Here is a 16,553-nt window from a genome sequence, read left to right on the forward strand (position 1 = left end):
ATTACTCTCCATTCGAAACGATTTTCAACGGAGCGTGAACCACACCACCTAACTCCCTTGCAGACCAGAATTTAACCTTCATCATTGGACGACGTTGATCAAGTTCCTCGCGATTGCCACTGCCGACCATAGCTAGCCCGCAGTGAATGAGATAGTCTCCTGAGTTTACAGGTAACGTGGCTTTATACACGATACGTTGACGACCGGGTCGAAGCGTAATCGCTGAACCTGCGCCAATATTGCTGTCACCCCAGATATCTCCACCTTGCGCTTTTGACATCGAAATGCCTAACGCAATATCTTTAATCTCTTCGGTAGCCAAAATCGTAAAATCGAAGGTGACTTCTTCGCCAGATTTAATCAATGGCTTCTCAGCAAGAGTTGTACCGTCAGATTTATAGATTGTCAGGTCTTCGATAATAGCGCGTGCACTACCAAAGCGCTTCTCGCCAATCTCCTCGTTAGTCGTACGCGACTGAATGTCTTTGAGTTGTTCGACGCTAATATCTTCCACTGACTCGTTGCTGGCCTGGCTATTTACGGCCGATTTCTCGCTGCCATTGGCAAGAATCATTCCTTTTTCATAGGCCAGTACCGCCGCCAGAACATCCGTCGTATCACCAATAAGCTTACCGTGATCCATCACTAAACAGCGGTCGGCATATTCAAGAATACTGCCGGTTGAGTGAGTCACCATGATAATGGTAACCCCCTTCGCGCGCAGAGCTTCCATCCGTTTATAACACTTGTACTGGAACCCAATATCGCCGACAGCAAGCGCCTCATCGACAATTAAAATTTCCGGCTCAACACAAGCCTGAACGGCAAAAGCAAGACGTACATACATCCCACTGGAGTATGTTTTAACTGGCTGATCGATAAACTGGCCAATGTCGGCAAACTCTTCGATCTCGGCAAATTTAGCCGCAATTTGATCTTTAGTTAACCCCAGTACGGAACCATTCAAATAAACGTTTTCACGCCCGCTAAACTCGGGGTTAAAACCAGCGCCAAGTTCCAGTAAAGCCGCAATACGCCCATTAACCCGAACATCACCCGCCGTAGGCGTTAAGGTGCCGCAGATAATCTGCAGTAACGTGGATTTACCCGCGCCGTTACGGCCAATGATCCCGACGGTTTCACCTTTTTTGATACTAAAGGAAACGTCATCCAGCGCCCAAAATTCCCGGAAGTAACAGTTACGCTCTCGACGCGCGACCTGCTGAATTTTTGGTACAAAAAACTGTTTTAAGCGGTCGGTCGGACTCGCATAAATCTGATAACACTTACTCAGATTTGTGACCTGGATTGCAATTTCATTAAAGGACATCAGCAAACCCCTTCCTTGTTTTCTGGAAGAAGACAAAACCCAACCAGGCGACAACTAATGCCCCCATGGAGTACAGTAAGATACCTAAGAAGTTAGGCATCCCGCCCCAAATCAGAACGCTGCGGGCTTGTTCAATAATAAAGGTCAGCGGGTTAAGCATGATCCAAATATGATATTTTGCAGGCAAAGCGCTTATTGGGAAAAATACCGGAGATAAGAACATCATAACGGTAGTAATAATGACGGTAGTCTGACTCACGTCGCGGAGGAAAACCCCTAGAGAGGCCAGGATCCATGATAAGCCAAGACAGAATATGATGAGCGGGAAGAACACCACTGGCAAGAATACAATTGTCCAGTGCAAATAGCCGTTAAAGAGGAAAAAAGCCACCAGCAGTACCAACAAACTAATACCGGTATGGAACAGCGCTGCCAGTAAAGAAATCACAGGCAAGGTTTCCAGAGGGAAGATAACCTTTTTCACATAGTTCGTATTACTGAGTATGATCAATGGTGCCTTATTAATGACCTCACTGAAGAAGCCATGGACAATCATACCGACAAACAGGATTATCGCGAACTGAGTTCTGCTTTCGTCACCACCAGCTGACCAGCGAGCCTTAAATACTACCGAAAACACAAAAGTGTACACAGTCAGCATGAACAGTGGGTTTAAAAAGGACCAAAGCAAGCCCATCACTGAACCTTTATATCTTCCGATGACATCACGCTTTGCCATCTGAAGAATGATGCTCCAGTGACCAGAAATACTACGGGCAATTTCTATGGGTGATGATGAAAGTTTTTGATGCGGGTTTTTCATTTTAAACTCGTAATAAAATTATCTGAAAAATCAATCTAACTTCCGGGGAATTTCAAGCAGGGCTTTTTTATTGTACGCATGCCTCTTACGGTCAAAAAACCATCCCCATTTGTTAAAGTAGGAGATTGCCGAGCGCACATGATACCAAAGCAATAGCTTGCTTTTGTAAGACCCTTTATTGAACACATGGATAATTGTCGTTTCCGGGCAGTAGTATATTTTGGTCAATGGCAAGGCCCGGCGACACAGATCGACATCTTCCAGATACATGAAGTAACGCTCATCAAAACCATCAAGTTTTTGAAGCAGAGCATTCGTTAACAACATAAAGCAGCCGGAAACTGAAGGCGGTGAGAAAACTTTATCGTACTCAGCATCCATCAACTCATATTCAAGATCAAACTTCAACGCAGTTGTCGGTAAAAATCGTCTTAAAAAGAGATTGACTGGCGTGGGTAATAAACGGCAACTATATTGCCGATCGCCGTTTTTATAGAGAATTTTAGGGGAGACGAATGTATATTTATTATCCCAGGCAAAAGACAATAAATGGTCAAGCTCTCCTCTGGAAAAACTAACATCAGGATTGCAAATCAAAAAATAGCCATTGAATTCAGGATTAGCCTTCAGAGCCAGATTGTGACCAGCCCCAAAGCCACAATTATTCGGAGATTTAATGTAACTAATCTTCGGTTCGTCTAGTTCTGTAACCCACTGGCAACCACCATTATCAACTAAGACAACTTTTTCAACACTATTCTCATTACATAATGAGGTCAGTGTATCTTTAATATCATCATAGGAATGATTAAATAATACAATAGAAGCGATAATATTTGGCTTCATTGCTTCATAAGTCATTAATCGATTACCTTTAGAGTGAATACAGCTCATTAGTTATTATAATTATAGTGAAAAAAAGAGGTTGTATTAAGCGTATCAATTTTTCGAATCAATTCTCTATCAGGCATAAACTTCAGCAGTTGCCAGTGTATGAGCCTGCATATCTTTCTCAGATAAAGAAAGCGCAGAATCATTCATCGCAGGCCACTGAATGCCAATATCCGGATCGTCCCAACGGATACTGCGCTCAGACTGTGGTGCATAGTAGTTGGTCGCTTTATAGACAAACTGCACGGTTTCGCTCAGGGCCATAAAGCCATGCGCAAAACCTTCCGGGATCCACAGCTGACGCTTGTTTTCCGCACTCAGCACCACCCCCACCCACTGACCAAAGGTCGGGGATGAACGACGCACGTCAACGGCCACGTCGAACACTTCACCCTCGGTGCAGCGCACCAGTTTGCCCTGAGCATGCGGGTCTAGTTGGTAGTGCAGGCCACGCAGCACGCCCTTCTGCGATTGCGAATGGTTGTCCTGCACAAACTCAACATGACGACCCACCGCTTCATCAAATACCTTGCTGCTGAAGCTTTCAAAGAAAAAACCACGCGCATCACCGAACACGCGAGGTTCAAAAATCAGGACATCAGGGATGTCTGTTTTAATAATATTCATTTCAACTGCTCACTTATTTGCCTGAAACTTCAACAACAACTCGTTCAACACCCTGGCGCCAGTCCGGCAGGATCACGCCAAACACCCGCTGGAACTTATCATTCGACAGACGAGAGTTTAGCGGCCGTTTTGCCGGTGTCGGGTAGGCCGTGGTTGGGATCCCGTTGACCTCTTTCACCGCCAGTACCGAACCGTGCGTACGAGCCACATCAAATACAAAACGCGCGTAGTCGTACCAGCTGGTTTCGCCACTGGCCACCAGATGGTAGATACCTGCCACCGCTTTGTTCCGCTGCTCTTCGCGAATAGCGATAGCGGTGCAGTCTGCCAGCAGCTCAGCACCCGTTGGAGCACCGTGCTGATCGTTGATGATCGACAGCGTCTCTTTCTCACCCGCCAGACGCAGCATGGTTTTGGCAAAGTTCGCCCCGCGAGTCGCGTAGACCCAACTGGTGCGGAAAATCAGATGACGTGGGTTTCTCTGCTGCAGAGCCAGTTCACCGGCGCGCTTGGTTTCACCGTAGACATTCAGCGGCCCGGTGGCCTCATCTTCCTGACGATAGTGACTGCCCTCCCCGTCGAACACATAGTCGGTGGAGTAATGCACCATCAGAGCCCCCAGCTTCGCAGACTCTTCAGCCAGTACCGCCACGCCGCGGTCATTGAGCAGGTCAGACAGTTCACGCTCGCTTTCCGCTTTATCGACTGCGGTGTGAGCAGCTGCATTTACAATCACATCTGGTCTCACCTGACGAACGGTCTGAGCAATGCCTTCCAGGTTGGTCAGGTCACCGCACAGTTGCGTATCGAAATAGTCAACGGCTACGACCTCTCCCAGCGTCGACAGCGAACGCTGAAGTTCCCAGCCGACCTGACCATTCTTACCAATCAGTAAAATTTTCATGATTCAATACCTTGTTTACCGTCGGTAGGTGATTAACGTTCGCTGAGCAGACGTTGCAGATAGGCGCCATATTCAGTTTTCTTTAGCTTTTCGGCCTGCGCCGCAACCCCTTCAGCAGACAACCATTTATTTCTAAAGGCGATCTCTTCCAGACAGGCAACCTTCATCCCCTGACGTTTCTCAATGGTATGAATGAACTGTGAGGCCTCAATCAGGCTGTCATGTGTCCCGGTGTCCAGCCAGGCAAAACCACGTCCCAGCAGCTCTACCTGCAGATCGCCGCGCTCAAGATACATCTGGTTCAGGGTGGTGATTTCCAGCTCGCCGCGGGCAGACGGCTTGACGGCTTTCGCCATCTCTACCACGTCGTTGTCGTAGAAATACAAGCCAGTCACCGCCCAACTTGATTTTGGTTTCAACGGTTTTTCTTCAATCGACAGCGCCTTATAGTGTTCATCGAACTCCACCACGCCGAAACGTTCCGGGTCGAGGACCTGATAGCCAAACACCGTGGCACCGGACGTTTTGCTGGCCGCAGCATCCAGTTTCTTGCCGAAGCTCTGCCCAAAATAGATATTGTCACCTAGCACCAGCGCACAGGCATCGTTACCGATGAACTCTTCACCGATGATAAATGCCTGTGCCAGTCCATCCGGAGATGGCTGAATGGCGTAACTGAAGTTCACTCCGAACTGTGAGCCGTCGCCCAACAGACGCTGGAACGCCGGCATATCTTCCGGGGTGGTAATGATCAGAATATCGCGGATCCCGGCCAGCATCAGCACCGATACCGGGTAATAAATCATCGGCTTATCATAAATAGGCAGCAGCTGTTTAGACACGCCCAGGGTGATGGGATATAAACGGGTGCCGGAACCGCCGGCCAGAACAATACCTTTCATTTGGTCATATCCTTATCAGTTATTCAGACCAAGACGTTCACCGGCATACGAGCCGTCCAGCACGCGCTGCCACCAGGTAGTGTTGTTCAGATACCAGTGAACGGTTTTCTCGATCCCGCTTTCAAAGGTTTCCTGCGGCACCCAGCCAAGGTCACGTTCAATTTTCGCCGCGTCGATCGCATAGCGCAGGTCGTGACCCGGGCGATCTTTAACAAAGGTGATCAGGTCAGCGAAATGGCTGACATTGCCGGGCTTCTGCTCCACCACTTTATCCAGAATGGCGCAAATTGTTCTGACCACATCGATATTTTTACGCTCGTTATGACCGCCGATATTGTAGGTTTCACCGTTCCGGCCTTCGGTCGCCACTTTATACAGCGCCCGGGCATGATCTTCGACATAGAGCCAGTCACGAATTTGCTCCCCGTTGCCATACACCGGCAGCGGTTTGCCCGCCAGGGCGTTAAGAATGGTCAGCGGGATCAGCTTTTCCGGGAAGTGGTATGGGCCATAGTTGTTGGAGCAGTTGGTCACCACCACCGGCAGGCCGTAGGTGCGGTTCCAGGCGCGGACCAGATGGTCGCTGCCGGCTTTAGAGGCAGAGTACGGGCTGCTCGGCGCATACGGCGTCTCTTCGGTAAACAGATCGCCAGTGCCTTCGAGGTCGCCGTAGACTTCATCAGTGGAGATATGGTGGAAGCGGAATGCCTGCTTTGCTGTCGCATCGAGGGCGGACCAGTAGTGACGGGCTGCTTCCAGCAGAGTAAAGGTGCCAATCAGGTTGGTCTGGATAAAGGCGGCCGGGCCGTCAATAGAGCGGTCAACATGGCTTTCGGCAGCCAGGTGCATCACGATATCAGGCTGAAACTCACTGAACTGCTGAGCCACGCCCTGGGCGTCGGTAATATCCGTACGCGAGAAAGAATAACGGCTGTTGTCGGCTACAGAAGCCAGAGACTCGAGATTACCTGCGTAAGTCAGGCAGTCCATTACGCGCACGTCATTCTGAGTATTCTCAATGATATGACGAACGACGGCAGAACCAATAAACCCAGCGCCACCGGTGACAAGGATCTTCATACTCTCTCTCGTTTTTCAATAAGTTAAATGCCATTCAGGCATATTTTAAAAATTTCAGACACGCTACCGCCATTGGCTATCGCAACCAAAGCGCGTAACGCTGCTGTGTTGTATTCTTAATACTCGAATCAAGGTCAGCCAGAGACTGAAACCGTGACCTGACGCTTACCTGCTGTTGATATGAAGCTTGAGTAACCACTTGCAGACTAGTCATCTTTGAGCAAAAAGCTAAAAACAGAGGTATATCAACGGATATAGCTCTGTTTTCAAACCGGCCCTCTGCACATCTTGTGACTTAAGAAGCCGTTACTCTCTCCATTTTGCATCTTCCTTTCCATCAGGACTTTCTCAATTCATCTCACTACCGTGACAGCTCACCATCACGAAAACCCACCAGTGCTTAAAACCATTCAGCAAACGCCGGCTACCTTCTGGCAAGAGCTAACTCAAACTTCCGCGGAACTAAGCCGGGTGGAATAGCCTGTATTCGCACCGCTCTGCTATACCTTTCTTCTGCAGGTAAGCCCGGTTAAGACAAATGCCATTCGCCAGCGTTTTGCCATCGCTGATAGTAAGTTTTAGCAATAATGAATCTGTACGATGCTCGAATGACAGGCGCATTATAGCTCTGGTCCAGGAGAATAAAAATGAAAAAGCACAGCGAATCCATTCAGGAAAGAAATAAACATTATTGATACATCATATACACACACAGAAAAAATAATTATAACCACATGATATACAAGGTAAAATTTAAAAACCACTGCGTTTAGTATAGTAATTGCGAATGATTTCAAGAAATGATTCGGAAAATTTATAAATAGATACAATATTGAGCAGTGATAACTAACTCCAGGATTTGCTGAAAGTCTGACCGCCCGGATAGCCACCATAAAAAAACATCAGGTATTATTAATAGGCTAACGTATTCACCATGTGATAATAATTACCATTTGCAATACGAAGCGTATACATCGGAAATCGTTCAGGTACTACCTGAAATGGTGAGCGGTACGTCATTTCATCTACTCATATCCTGCAACGGTAAAGCAGATGACCCCTGAGGCAAGCCAGTGTAAAATCTGTAAATATATATAGCGGGGAACAACCAACCCGGAGGATAAATATGAAGTTTTTAGTCACTGGAGCCGCAGGATTTATCGGCTTTCATGTAAGCAAGCACCTTCTGGAGGCAGGTCACGAGGTTGTTGGTATCGACAACATGAATGACTACTATGACGTCAATCTAAAGCAGTCTCGTCTGGATCTACTGAAGTCTCCCCTGTTCACTTTTTTTAAAACCGATCTTGCCGATCGTGAAGGAATGGAGCAAATCTTCGCCACTGAGAAGTTTGAACGCGTGATCCATCTGGCAGCACAGGCCGGTGTTCGCTACTCACTGGAAAATCCTCACGCTTATGCTGATGCTAACCTGATCGGTTATCTGAACATTCTGGAAGGCTGCAGACATAACAAAGTACAGCACTTGCTGTACGCATCTTCCAGTTCGGTGTATGGCCTGAACCGCAAAATGCCGTTCTCCACCGACGATTCTGTTGATCATCCAGTGTCTCTGTATGCGGCGACGAAAAAAGCCAACGAGTTAATGGCGCATACCTATTCTCATCTGTATGGCATTCCCACCACCGGATTACGCTTTTTCACGGTGTATGGTCCATGGGGACGACCGGACATGGCGTTGTTTAAATTCACTAAAGCCATGCTGGAAGGTAAAAGCATCGACGTCTATAACTACGGCAAAATGAAGCGCGACTTCACCTACATCGATGACATCGTAGAAGCGATCATTCGTGTACAGGATGTGATCCCGCAGCCAGATGCCGAATGGACGGTAGAGAATGGTTCCCCAGCAACCAGCTCTGCTCCTTACCGCGTTTACAACATCGGTAACAGCTCACCGGTCGAGTTGATGGAATATATCACCGCACTGGAAGAAGCGATGGGAATGGAGGCAGAGAAGAACATGATGCCAATGCAGCCCGGCGACGTGCTGGAAACCAGTGCAGACACCAGGCCGCTGTATGATCTTGTAGGCTTTAAGCCGGAGACGTCGGTTAAGCACGGGGTGAAGAACTTCGTGGAGTGGTATAAAGGGTATTACAACGCCTGAGCAACTACATCACGCTTTATCAGCCGCAATCATCAGATTGCGGCTTTGTTTGTTTAATTGTTTAAATCTCAGTACAGACAGCATCCCCACCTCTGGCATCCAGCCCGTAGGTACAAAAACAAAAAAGCCCGCGTTGCAGGCTTCTTTTCCCTTCCGGCGCTTATCTCCGGCATCTACATCTCAGTGACGGCAGCTCTTTACAAGGTATGATTTAACATATCCGACCACTACTCAACCGGCAAAGAATTTAGGGCGAAATTTCGACCTACATCACATGATAGTTGGATTCGAGGAGGTGATGAGGGAAGTATAATCAATGGGAGCGTTGATGAAAGGTATATTAAATCAGACTAGCGGCGATAACGCCGCCAGCACTGGGTATGAGAAGGTACTAATCGTTGCCGAACAGATCGCGGGTATAGACCTTATCAGCCACATCAGACAATTCTTCCGCCATGCGGTTGGAAATTATGACATCAGCTTCTTGCTTAAAGGCATCCAGATCACGGACCACACGAGAGTTGAAGAACTCATCCTCTTGCATGACTGGTTCGTAGATAATTACCGGGATACCTTTGGCTTTAATGCGTTTCATAATTCCTTGGATTGAAGAAGCACGGAAGTTATCCGAACCGCTCTTCATGATTAGGCGATAAACACCAACCACTTTGGGTTTACGCGCAAGGATGGAGTCCGCAATAAAGTCTTTACGGGTACGGTTCGCATCAACGATGGCACCAATGATGTTGTTTGGAACAGATTCGTAGTTCGCCAGCAATTGCTTAGTGTCTTTCGGCAGGCAATAACCGCCGTAGCCAAATGATGGGTTGTTGTAGTGGTTACCGATGCGCGGGTCCAGGCAAACACCTTCAATAATTTGCTTGCTGTTCAAACCCTGGCTTTCCGCGTAGCTATCAAGTTCGTTGAAATAGGCCACACGAAGTGCAAGGTAAGTGTTAGCAAACAGCTTGATGGCTTCCGCTTCAGTCGAATCAGTAAACAGTGTCGGTATGTCCTGCTTAATCGCACCTTCTTTCAGCAGGTTGGCAAAGCGCTCGGCACGCTCGGTGCGTTCCCCGATAACAATACGCGACGGGTGTAAATTGTCATACAACGCCCGACCTTCACGCAGAAACTCCGGAGAGAAAATGACGTTGTCGATACCGAGGCGCTCTTTGATATCGCGAGTAAAACCGACCGGAATGGTTGATTTGACGATCATCACGGCATTGGGGTTAATCTCAGTCACATCGCGAATGACGGCTTCAACCGTTGAGGTGTTGAAGTAGTTAGTTTTTGGATCGTAGTCAGTTGGTGTCGCGATAATGACATAGTCGGCATTGCGATAGGCATCTTGCTTATCCGTTGTCGCACGAAAATTCAGCGGTTTTTCGGCTAAATATTCCTGAATCTCTTTATCGACAATCGGAGATATCTTTTGATTAAGCATATCAACTTTAGATTGTACGATATCCAGCGCAACCACTTCGTGGTTCTGCGCAATCAGGATTCCGTTAGACAAACCAACATAACCAGTACCGGAAATAGTAATTTTCATTCGATCACACTTTAATCAGTTAACTGGACGGCGGCATGGTAGCCACCCTGTAATCAACACTTCTGGCGGTTTTACTCTCTGTCCTGATGCATGTCAAGAAACAGACCAGGATGGTCGAGAGCAAGTAGCAAAGCTCTAAAATGAGGGCATGCATTCTTAACAGAATGAATTCAAATTGAGAGAGATTTATAGAAAAGTCCCGGTCTTTTAATAACCGGGACTTGATTACCTTTGATCAGAAATAATTATTCCATCCACTCAGTATGGAATATGCCTTCTTTATCAGTGCGCTTATAAGTATGGGCACCGAAATAGTCGCGCTGAGCCTGAATCAGGTTAGCCGGCAAGACTGCAGAACGATAGCTGTCGTAGTAGGCAATGGCAGCAGAGAATGTCGGAACAGGAATGCCGTTCTGAACAGCATAAGCCACGACATCACGCAGCGCCTGCTGATATTCATCAGCAATCTGCTTGAAGTACGGCGCCAACAGCAGGTTGGCGATACCCGCATTCTGCTCGTAAGCATCAGTGATCTTCTGCAGGAACTGAGCACGGATAATGCAACCGGCACGGAAGATTTTGGCAATCTCACCGTAGTTCAGATCCCAGTTGTATTCATTAGACGCAGCACGCAGCTGAGAGAAGCCTTGAGCATAAGAAACGATTTTGCCCAGATACAGAGCGCGACGAACTTTCTCTACAAACTCAGCCTTGTCGCCAGCCGGTTGAGATTTAGGCCCCGTCAGGACTTTAGACGCTGCAACACGTTGGTCCTTCAGAGAAGAGATGTAACGCGCGAAGACAGATTCGGTAATCAGGGACAGCGGTTCACCCAGGTCAAGTGAGCTCTGGCTGGTCCATTTACCGGTACCTTTGTTAGCTGCTTCATCAAGAATCACATCAACAAGATATTTACCTTCTTCATCTTTCTTTGTGAAGATGTCTTTGGTGATATCAATCAGGTAGCTGCTGAGCTCGCCTTCGTTCCACTCGGTAAAGGTTGTTGCCAGTTCTTCATTAGAAAGAGCCAGACCCCCTTTCAATAGAGAGTAAGCTTCTGCGATCAGCTGCATATCGCCATACTCAATGCCGTTATGCACCATCTTCACATAATGACCAGCACCGTCTGCACCAATATAGGCAACACAGGGTTCACCGTCTTCTGCACGAGCAGCGATCTGCTCGAGAATTGGCGCAACCAGCTCATAAGCTTCTTTCTGGCCACCTGGCATGATAGATGGGCCTTTCAGTGCACCCTCTTCGCCACCAGAAACACCGGTACCGATGAAGTTAAAACCTTCAGCAGACAATTCGCGGTTGCGACGAATCGTGTCCTGGAAGAAGGTATTCCCCCCATCAATGATGATGTCGCCTTTGTCCAGATACGGCTTAAGTGAATCGATCGCGCTATCGGTGCCAGCGCCGGCTTTGACCATCAAAAGGATGCGGCGTGGAGTTTCGAGGGATTCAACAAACTCTTTAACGGTATAATGTGGGACCAGCTTCTTGCCTGGATTCTCGGCAATCACTTCTTCGGTCTTTTCACGGGAGCGGTTGAAAACAGAGACGGTATAACCACGGCTTTCGATGTTGAGCGCAAGGTTGCGCCCCATCACTGCCATACCGACAACCCCGATCTGTTGCTTGGACATTACATACTCCTGTCTGGTGTGGTCACTGCGACACGTTCGCAGTTTAAAAGCGATGATTATGTTATCTTAAAGCTAGTGAGGCTCATAGCGCAAAACATTTTTAGTAAAAAATAAAATTGAATAGATTTATAAATTGTACGCTAATACATTTCACTCCACTCCTATCAGGACTCATTCAACCATCGGTTTTATAATACATCGTCCATTCACTCAAAAAACGCTATTGCAACCTGCCCCCTCAATATAAATAAAAAGCAGCAGATTAATATGCCGATTTATTAACAAAGCCTTTGAAAACAGTTAGAAATATTATTTTAAGATCAAGCCAAATACTCCAACCACGGATATACAACAAATCATATTCAATTCTCTTTTCCATTTTTTCAAGAGTATCGGTTTCACCCCGCCAACCATTAATCTGTGCCAACCCTGTAATTCCAGGCTTGACTTTATGCCTTAACATATACCCTTGAATTAAAGAGCGATATTGCTCATTATGAGAAACTGCATGCGGGCGTGGCCCAACAACAGACATCTGACCAAACAATACATTTATAAATTGGGGTAATTCGTCAAGAGAAGTACTGCGTAAGAAACGACCAACCTTCGTTACCCTGACATCGTTTTTAGTAGCCTGAATTATCTTGTCGTCATTCTCCATAACCGTCATTGAGCGGAATTTCCAAACTTTTATTGGTTTACCATCCATACCATATCGAATCTGCCTAAAAATAATAGGCCCTGGTGATGAAATTTTAACAGCACAAGAAATAACAAATAAAACTGGTGAAATAAGAATAAGAATGACACTAGAAACAACAATATCCTCAAGACGCTTAAAAAGCATGTTGATACCATTCAGCGGTGTATCAAAGAGAGGAACAACCGGCACACCATTAATTTCTTCCGTCCTCGACTGGAGAATGTTGAAAGTAAAGATATCAGGAATAAGCAGCACCGAGCATGTAGTATCAGTTAGTTTAGCAACCAGACTCTTAATAAGGAGCTCATCCTTCATGCTAAGTGCAATGTATATACGATCTATGTTGCCGTCGCGAGCATCCTGGATTAAGGTAGATAACGAACCGCCAAACGGAACATCTCCATAATCAGTTAAAGGATTATCATCATATATACCTTTAACTACAAACCCAAGCCAAGGCTCATCTAAAAAACCACGAAGAAGGCTTATACCTGCCGGTGTAGAGCCAACAACAGCAACTCGGCGTGTATTATATCCAAGTTTACGAAGTACACCAGCGCCTAAACGTATAGTCGAACGACAGATAATAAAACCAAGGACAACACAAATATACCAGAAGATAAAAACATTAACACTAAAATCAAACTCAGGTAGCAGCGAAACGACTCCCATAACCAAGAGAGTACTAAGAGTCCAATTTTTAATTATAAGAATAAGTTCGGCGGAAATTTTAACACCACGCCATGACCGATAAAAATCCGTCATGCCACCGATCATTTGAAATACAACTAAAACCATTAGAGCAATTAATATATGTTTATAGTCAAAATCTCTGTTGTTAATCCATGCAACAACATACAAACCCAAGAAAACTATTGAAATATCTGAAAACCTCTGAACCATTGAGATCAATGAGGCATTTGTATTTGCACGTGTACGATGATGTAGAATTGTCATTCTATTTTTCACTCATGTTAGCTGTAGGTCAACAACCTAAAGTGAGGGTACGAAAAAAACACAGATTAAAAGACAAAAGTATAGCACTTAAAATTACCAATTAACCATTGCAATAATTTTTTATTAAGCCGCAACCCAACTATGAATTGAGCGGTCGGCATAAAAGGCCGACCACTCAATAAACAATTATGAGCGAAGGATATCTAAAATTTCTTTTGTTTTCTCACTCATTAAAGCCTCATTCGCTCTTGACTCAACATTCAGACGAACAACCGGTTCAGTATTTGAACTACGTAAGTTGAAGCGCCAGTCAGCAAACTCAAGACTAATGCCGTCAGTATAATCAACATTGAGTGCGCTTTCTTGATATTGATTAAGTACACGAGCAATTGCTTTAGCAGGGTCAGCCAAAGCGCTGTTAATTTCACCAGAAGCAGGGTATGCAGTCATACGAGCGCCGACCAACTGGCTTAGTGTTTTGTTTTTAACACACAACAATTCTGCGACAAGTAACCATGGAATCATGCCACTGTCACAGTAAGCGAAATCACGGAAATAGTGATGGGCGCTCATCTCACCGCCATAGACAGCATCTTCCTGACGCATACGCTCTTTAATGAAAGCATGACCTGTTTTGGACATCACTGGAATACCACCGGCTTGTTCAACAATGTCAACTGTATTCCAACTCAGGCGCGGGTCGTGAATGATTCTGGCTCCCGGATTCTTCTCCAGGAACGCGGCAGCCAGCAAGCCGACAATGTAGTAACCTTCGATGAAATTGCCTTCATTATCAAAAAGGAAGCAGCGATCGAAGTCACCATCAAAGGCAATCCCCATATCTGCCTGATGTGCAATAACTGCGTCTGTTGTATCCTGACGGCATTCAGGCAGTAGAGGATTAGGGATACCGTTAGGGAAGTTACCATCAGCAGCATGGTGAACTTTAATGAACTCAATGTTGACGCCCGCATCCTTGAAACGCAACTCAATGGCATCAATGATATGGCCTGCCGCACCATTTCCTGAGTTAATTACCAATTTAAGCGGACGGCTGAAGTTCTTCAAATCGACATAGCTTAGTAGCTTTTCGATATAGGCATCAAGAACAGACACTTGCTTATATGAGCCGCGTTGGGCTTCATTAACAGCAGGAAAATCATTAGCCTCCGCTAACTTCTGAATATCTCTGAGACCGGTATCACCGCTAATAGGCTTAGATTGCTCACGGACTAATTTCATCCCGTTATAGTCTAACGGGTTATGGCTGGCGGTAACTTCTATCCCCCCGTCAACATTCAAATGCGATGTGGCAAAATAAATCTCTTCAGTACCTGCAAGTCCAATATCTAAAACATCAGTTCCTGCATCCTGCAAACCTTTTGCAAGTGAAAGTTTAAGTCCTTCACTGGTAAGACGGACGTCGCCGCCTAACACCATTTGCGTAGGTTTTAAATATTCACCATAAGCACGTCCGATGCGATATGCAATTTCTTCATTCAATTCTTCGCCTAGCTTTCCGCGAATATCGTAAGCTTTAAAACATTTTAATGTAGCAGACATAAACTTTTCCCAGATGTTAGCAATGACCGTAGTGATCTTTTAATCGAATAATATCGTCTTCGCCTAAATATGACCCTGATGAAATCTCCAGAAGCTCCAAGGGGATTTTACCAGGGTTTTCAAGCATATGAACAGAACCAATGGGGATGAATGTTGACTGATTCTCAGTTAACAGATAAGTTTTATCTTCAAGGGTGACTTCAGCCGTACCCGCCAGAACAACCCAATGTTCAGCACGATGCAAATGCTTTTGCAGCGAGAATTTGCCCCCAGGCTTCACCGTGACTTTGTTTATCTGATAGCGCTGAGTATCAACGACTTTATCCTGACGTCCCCAGGGGCGATATGATTCGCGGTGAAGACGATATTCTCGGCGATTATTTGCTTTAAGGAACTCCACCACTTTCTTCACATCCTGTACCTGTGATTTATCAATCACCAGGACTGCATCTTTGGTATTAACAATCACCAGATTCTCAACGCCGATAGCGGCAACAAGAGTATCATCCGTATTTATGTAACAGTTTGACGTTTTGTGGATAAAAATGTCTCCGGTCAGAGCATTGCCATTGCTGTCTTGTTCGTTTACTTCCCATAAAGCTGACCATGAACCTACGTCATTCCATCCGGCATCTAATGGAATGACGACTGCATCAGAAGTCTTTTCCATTACGGCGTAGTCAACGGACTCGTCCGGGCAGTTAGAAAATACATCCAGATCAACCCGAATAAAGTCCTGCACGGAATCAATTTTAACGCCAGACATTGCTTTCTGACAGACTTCCAGTATATCCGGTCTGAAGGCAGCAAGTTCTTGCAGATAACGCTCTGCACTAAACAGGAACATGCCGCTATTCCAATAATACTCACCGCTATCGAGATACTTTTCCGCCGTAGCCAAATCAGGTTTTTCAACAAAACGTCTAACATTAAACGCCGACTCGCCAAACGAATCCCCTCTTTGGATATAGCCGTAACCTGTTTCAGGACCTGTGGCAACGATGCCAAATGTAACCAATTTTCCCTGTTCAGCGAGCGGTGTCGCCGCATGGATGGCCTGGTGAAATGCCTGGGTATTTTCAATAACATGATCTGCAGCAAGTACCAACATCAGCGGGTTTTGACCGTTGGCAATAACACTCAATGCTGCTAGAGCTATAGCCGGAGCTGTATTACGTCCTACAGGTTCAAGAATGATATTATTTGATAAACGATCGATTTGACGTAGTTGTTCGGCTGCCAGAAAACGATGTTGTTCGTTACAGATCAACATAGGTGCCGAGACATTTAAACCATCCAGACGGGATACGGTATCCTGAAGCATTGACTGGTCGCCGTTGAGTCGCAGAAATTGTTTTGGATACAACTCACGAGACATAGGCCATAAACGACTACCGGTACCGCCAGCCATTATTACTGGAACGATCATTAT

Annotated in this window: 13 protein-coding genes; 1 reads left to right on the top strand and 12 read right to left on the bottom strand. The window is 46.1% G+C overall.

From position 1 onward, the window contains the following. Position 1 precedes the first annotated feature (1 nt). From EDF82_RS08350 to rfbB, 7 genes are all read right to left on the bottom strand, one after another. The gene (locus tag EDF82_RS08350; protein ID WP_123755032.1) at positions 2 to 1,330 is read right to left on the bottom strand and encodes an ABC transporter ATP-binding protein; all 1,329 of its coding nucleotides are present in this window, start codon (positions 1,328 to 1,330) and stop codon (positions 2 to 4) included. Beyond that, the gene (locus tag EDF82_RS08355) at positions 1,320 to 2,153 is read right to left on the bottom strand and encodes an ABC transporter permease (RefSeq protein ID WP_123755033.1); all 834 of its coding nucleotides are present in this window, start codon (positions 2,151 to 2,153) and stop codon (positions 1,320 to 1,322) included. The genes EDF82_RS08350 and EDF82_RS08355 overlap by 11 nt, the downstream gene beginning before the upstream one ends. 30 nt (positions 2,154 to 2,183) lie before the next feature. Further along, positions 2,184 to 3,014 (bottom strand): glycosyltransferase, encoded by an 831-nt coding sequence (locus EDF82_RS08360; protein ID WP_123755034.1) that lies wholly within the window; start codon positions 3,012 to 3,014, stop codon positions 2,184 to 2,186. Between the two features lie 102 nt (positions 3,015 to 3,116). Then, positions 3,117 to 3,671, bottom strand: coding sequence for a dTDP-4-dehydrorhamnose 3,5-epimerase (gene rfbC, locus EDF82_RS08365; protein WP_123755035.1), 555 nt, complete (start codon positions 3,669 to 3,671; stop codon positions 3,117 to 3,119). A gap of 13 nt (positions 3,672 to 3,684) precedes the next feature. Next, positions 3,685 to 4,575 carry a dTDP-4-dehydrorhamnose reductase gene (rfbD, locus tag EDF82_RS08370; RefSeq protein WP_123755036.1) on the bottom strand — a complete coding sequence of 297 codons (891 nt, stop codon included), beginning with the start codon at positions 4,573 to 4,575 and terminating at the stop codon, positions 3,685 to 3,687. Positions 4,576 to 4,607: 32 nt separating this feature from the next. Continuing rightward, entirely contained in the window at positions 4,608 to 5,477 is an 870-nt protein-coding gene (gene rfbA / locus EDF82_RS08375; protein WP_123755037.1) for a glucose-1-phosphate thymidylyltransferase RfbA, read from the bottom strand. A gap of 15 nt (positions 5,478 to 5,492) precedes the next feature. Next, the gene (rfbB, locus tag EDF82_RS08380; RefSeq protein WP_123755038.1) at positions 5,493 to 6,557 is read right to left on the bottom strand and encodes a dTDP-glucose 4,6-dehydratase; all 1,065 of its coding nucleotides are present in this window, start codon (positions 6,555 to 6,557) and stop codon (positions 5,493 to 5,495) included. A 1,126-nt stretch (positions 6,558 to 7,683) separates the two neighbouring features. On the opposite strand from rfbB, the gene EDF82_RS08385 reads away from it, so the two are divergent. Continuing rightward, the gene (locus tag EDF82_RS08385; RefSeq protein WP_123755039.1) at positions 7,684 to 8,688 is read left to right on the top strand and encodes an NAD-dependent epimerase; all 1,005 of its coding nucleotides are present in this window, start codon (positions 7,684 to 7,686) and stop codon (positions 8,686 to 8,688) included. A 391-nt stretch (positions 8,689 to 9,079) separates the two neighbouring features. Here EDF82_RS08385 and ugd read toward each other — a convergent pair whose 3' ends face one another. From ugd to EDF82_RS08410, 5 genes are all read right to left on the bottom strand, one after another. Further along, on the bottom strand, positions 9,080 to 10,246 hold the full coding sequence (gene ugd, locus EDF82_RS08390; RefSeq protein ID WP_123755040.1) for a UDP-glucose 6-dehydrogenase: 1,167 nt from the start codon (positions 10,244 to 10,246) through the stop codon (positions 9,080 to 9,082). A gap of 245 nt (positions 10,247 to 10,491) precedes the next feature. Continuing rightward, complete coding sequence (gene gndA, locus EDF82_RS08395) at positions 10,492 to 11,898, bottom strand: NADP-dependent phosphogluconate dehydrogenase (protein ID WP_123755041.1); 1,407 nt, start codon at positions 11,896 to 11,898, stop codon at positions 10,492 to 10,494. A 262-nt stretch (positions 11,899 to 12,160) separates the two neighbouring features. Beyond that, the gene (wcaJ, locus tag EDF82_RS08400) at positions 12,161 to 13,558 is read right to left on the bottom strand and encodes an undecaprenyl-phosphate glucose phosphotransferase (protein WP_123755042.1); all 1,398 of its coding nucleotides are present in this window, start codon (positions 13,556 to 13,558) and stop codon (positions 12,161 to 12,163) included. Positions 13,559 to 13,744: 186 nt separating this feature from the next. After that, positions 13,745 to 15,121: a phosphomannomutase CpsG gene (cpsG, locus tag EDF82_RS08405; protein WP_123755043.1), complete on the bottom strand. Its 1,377-nt coding sequence runs from the start codon at positions 15,119 to 15,121 to the stop codon at positions 13,745 to 13,747. Between the two features lie 16 nt (positions 15,122 to 15,137). After that, positions 15,138 to 16,550 (bottom strand): mannose-1-phosphate guanylyltransferase/mannose-6-phosphate isomerase, encoded by a 1,413-nt coding sequence (locus tag EDF82_RS08410; protein WP_123755044.1) that lies wholly within the window; start codon positions 16,548 to 16,550, stop codon positions 15,138 to 15,140. Between the last annotated feature and the right edge of the window lie 3 nt (positions 16,551 to 16,553).

The sequence above is a fragment of the Klebsiella sp. BIGb0399 genome, assembly GCF_003752615.1.
Taxonomy (GTDB): domain Bacteria; phylum Pseudomonadota; class Gammaproteobacteria; order Enterobacterales; family Enterobacteriaceae; genus Klebsiella; species Klebsiella lignicola.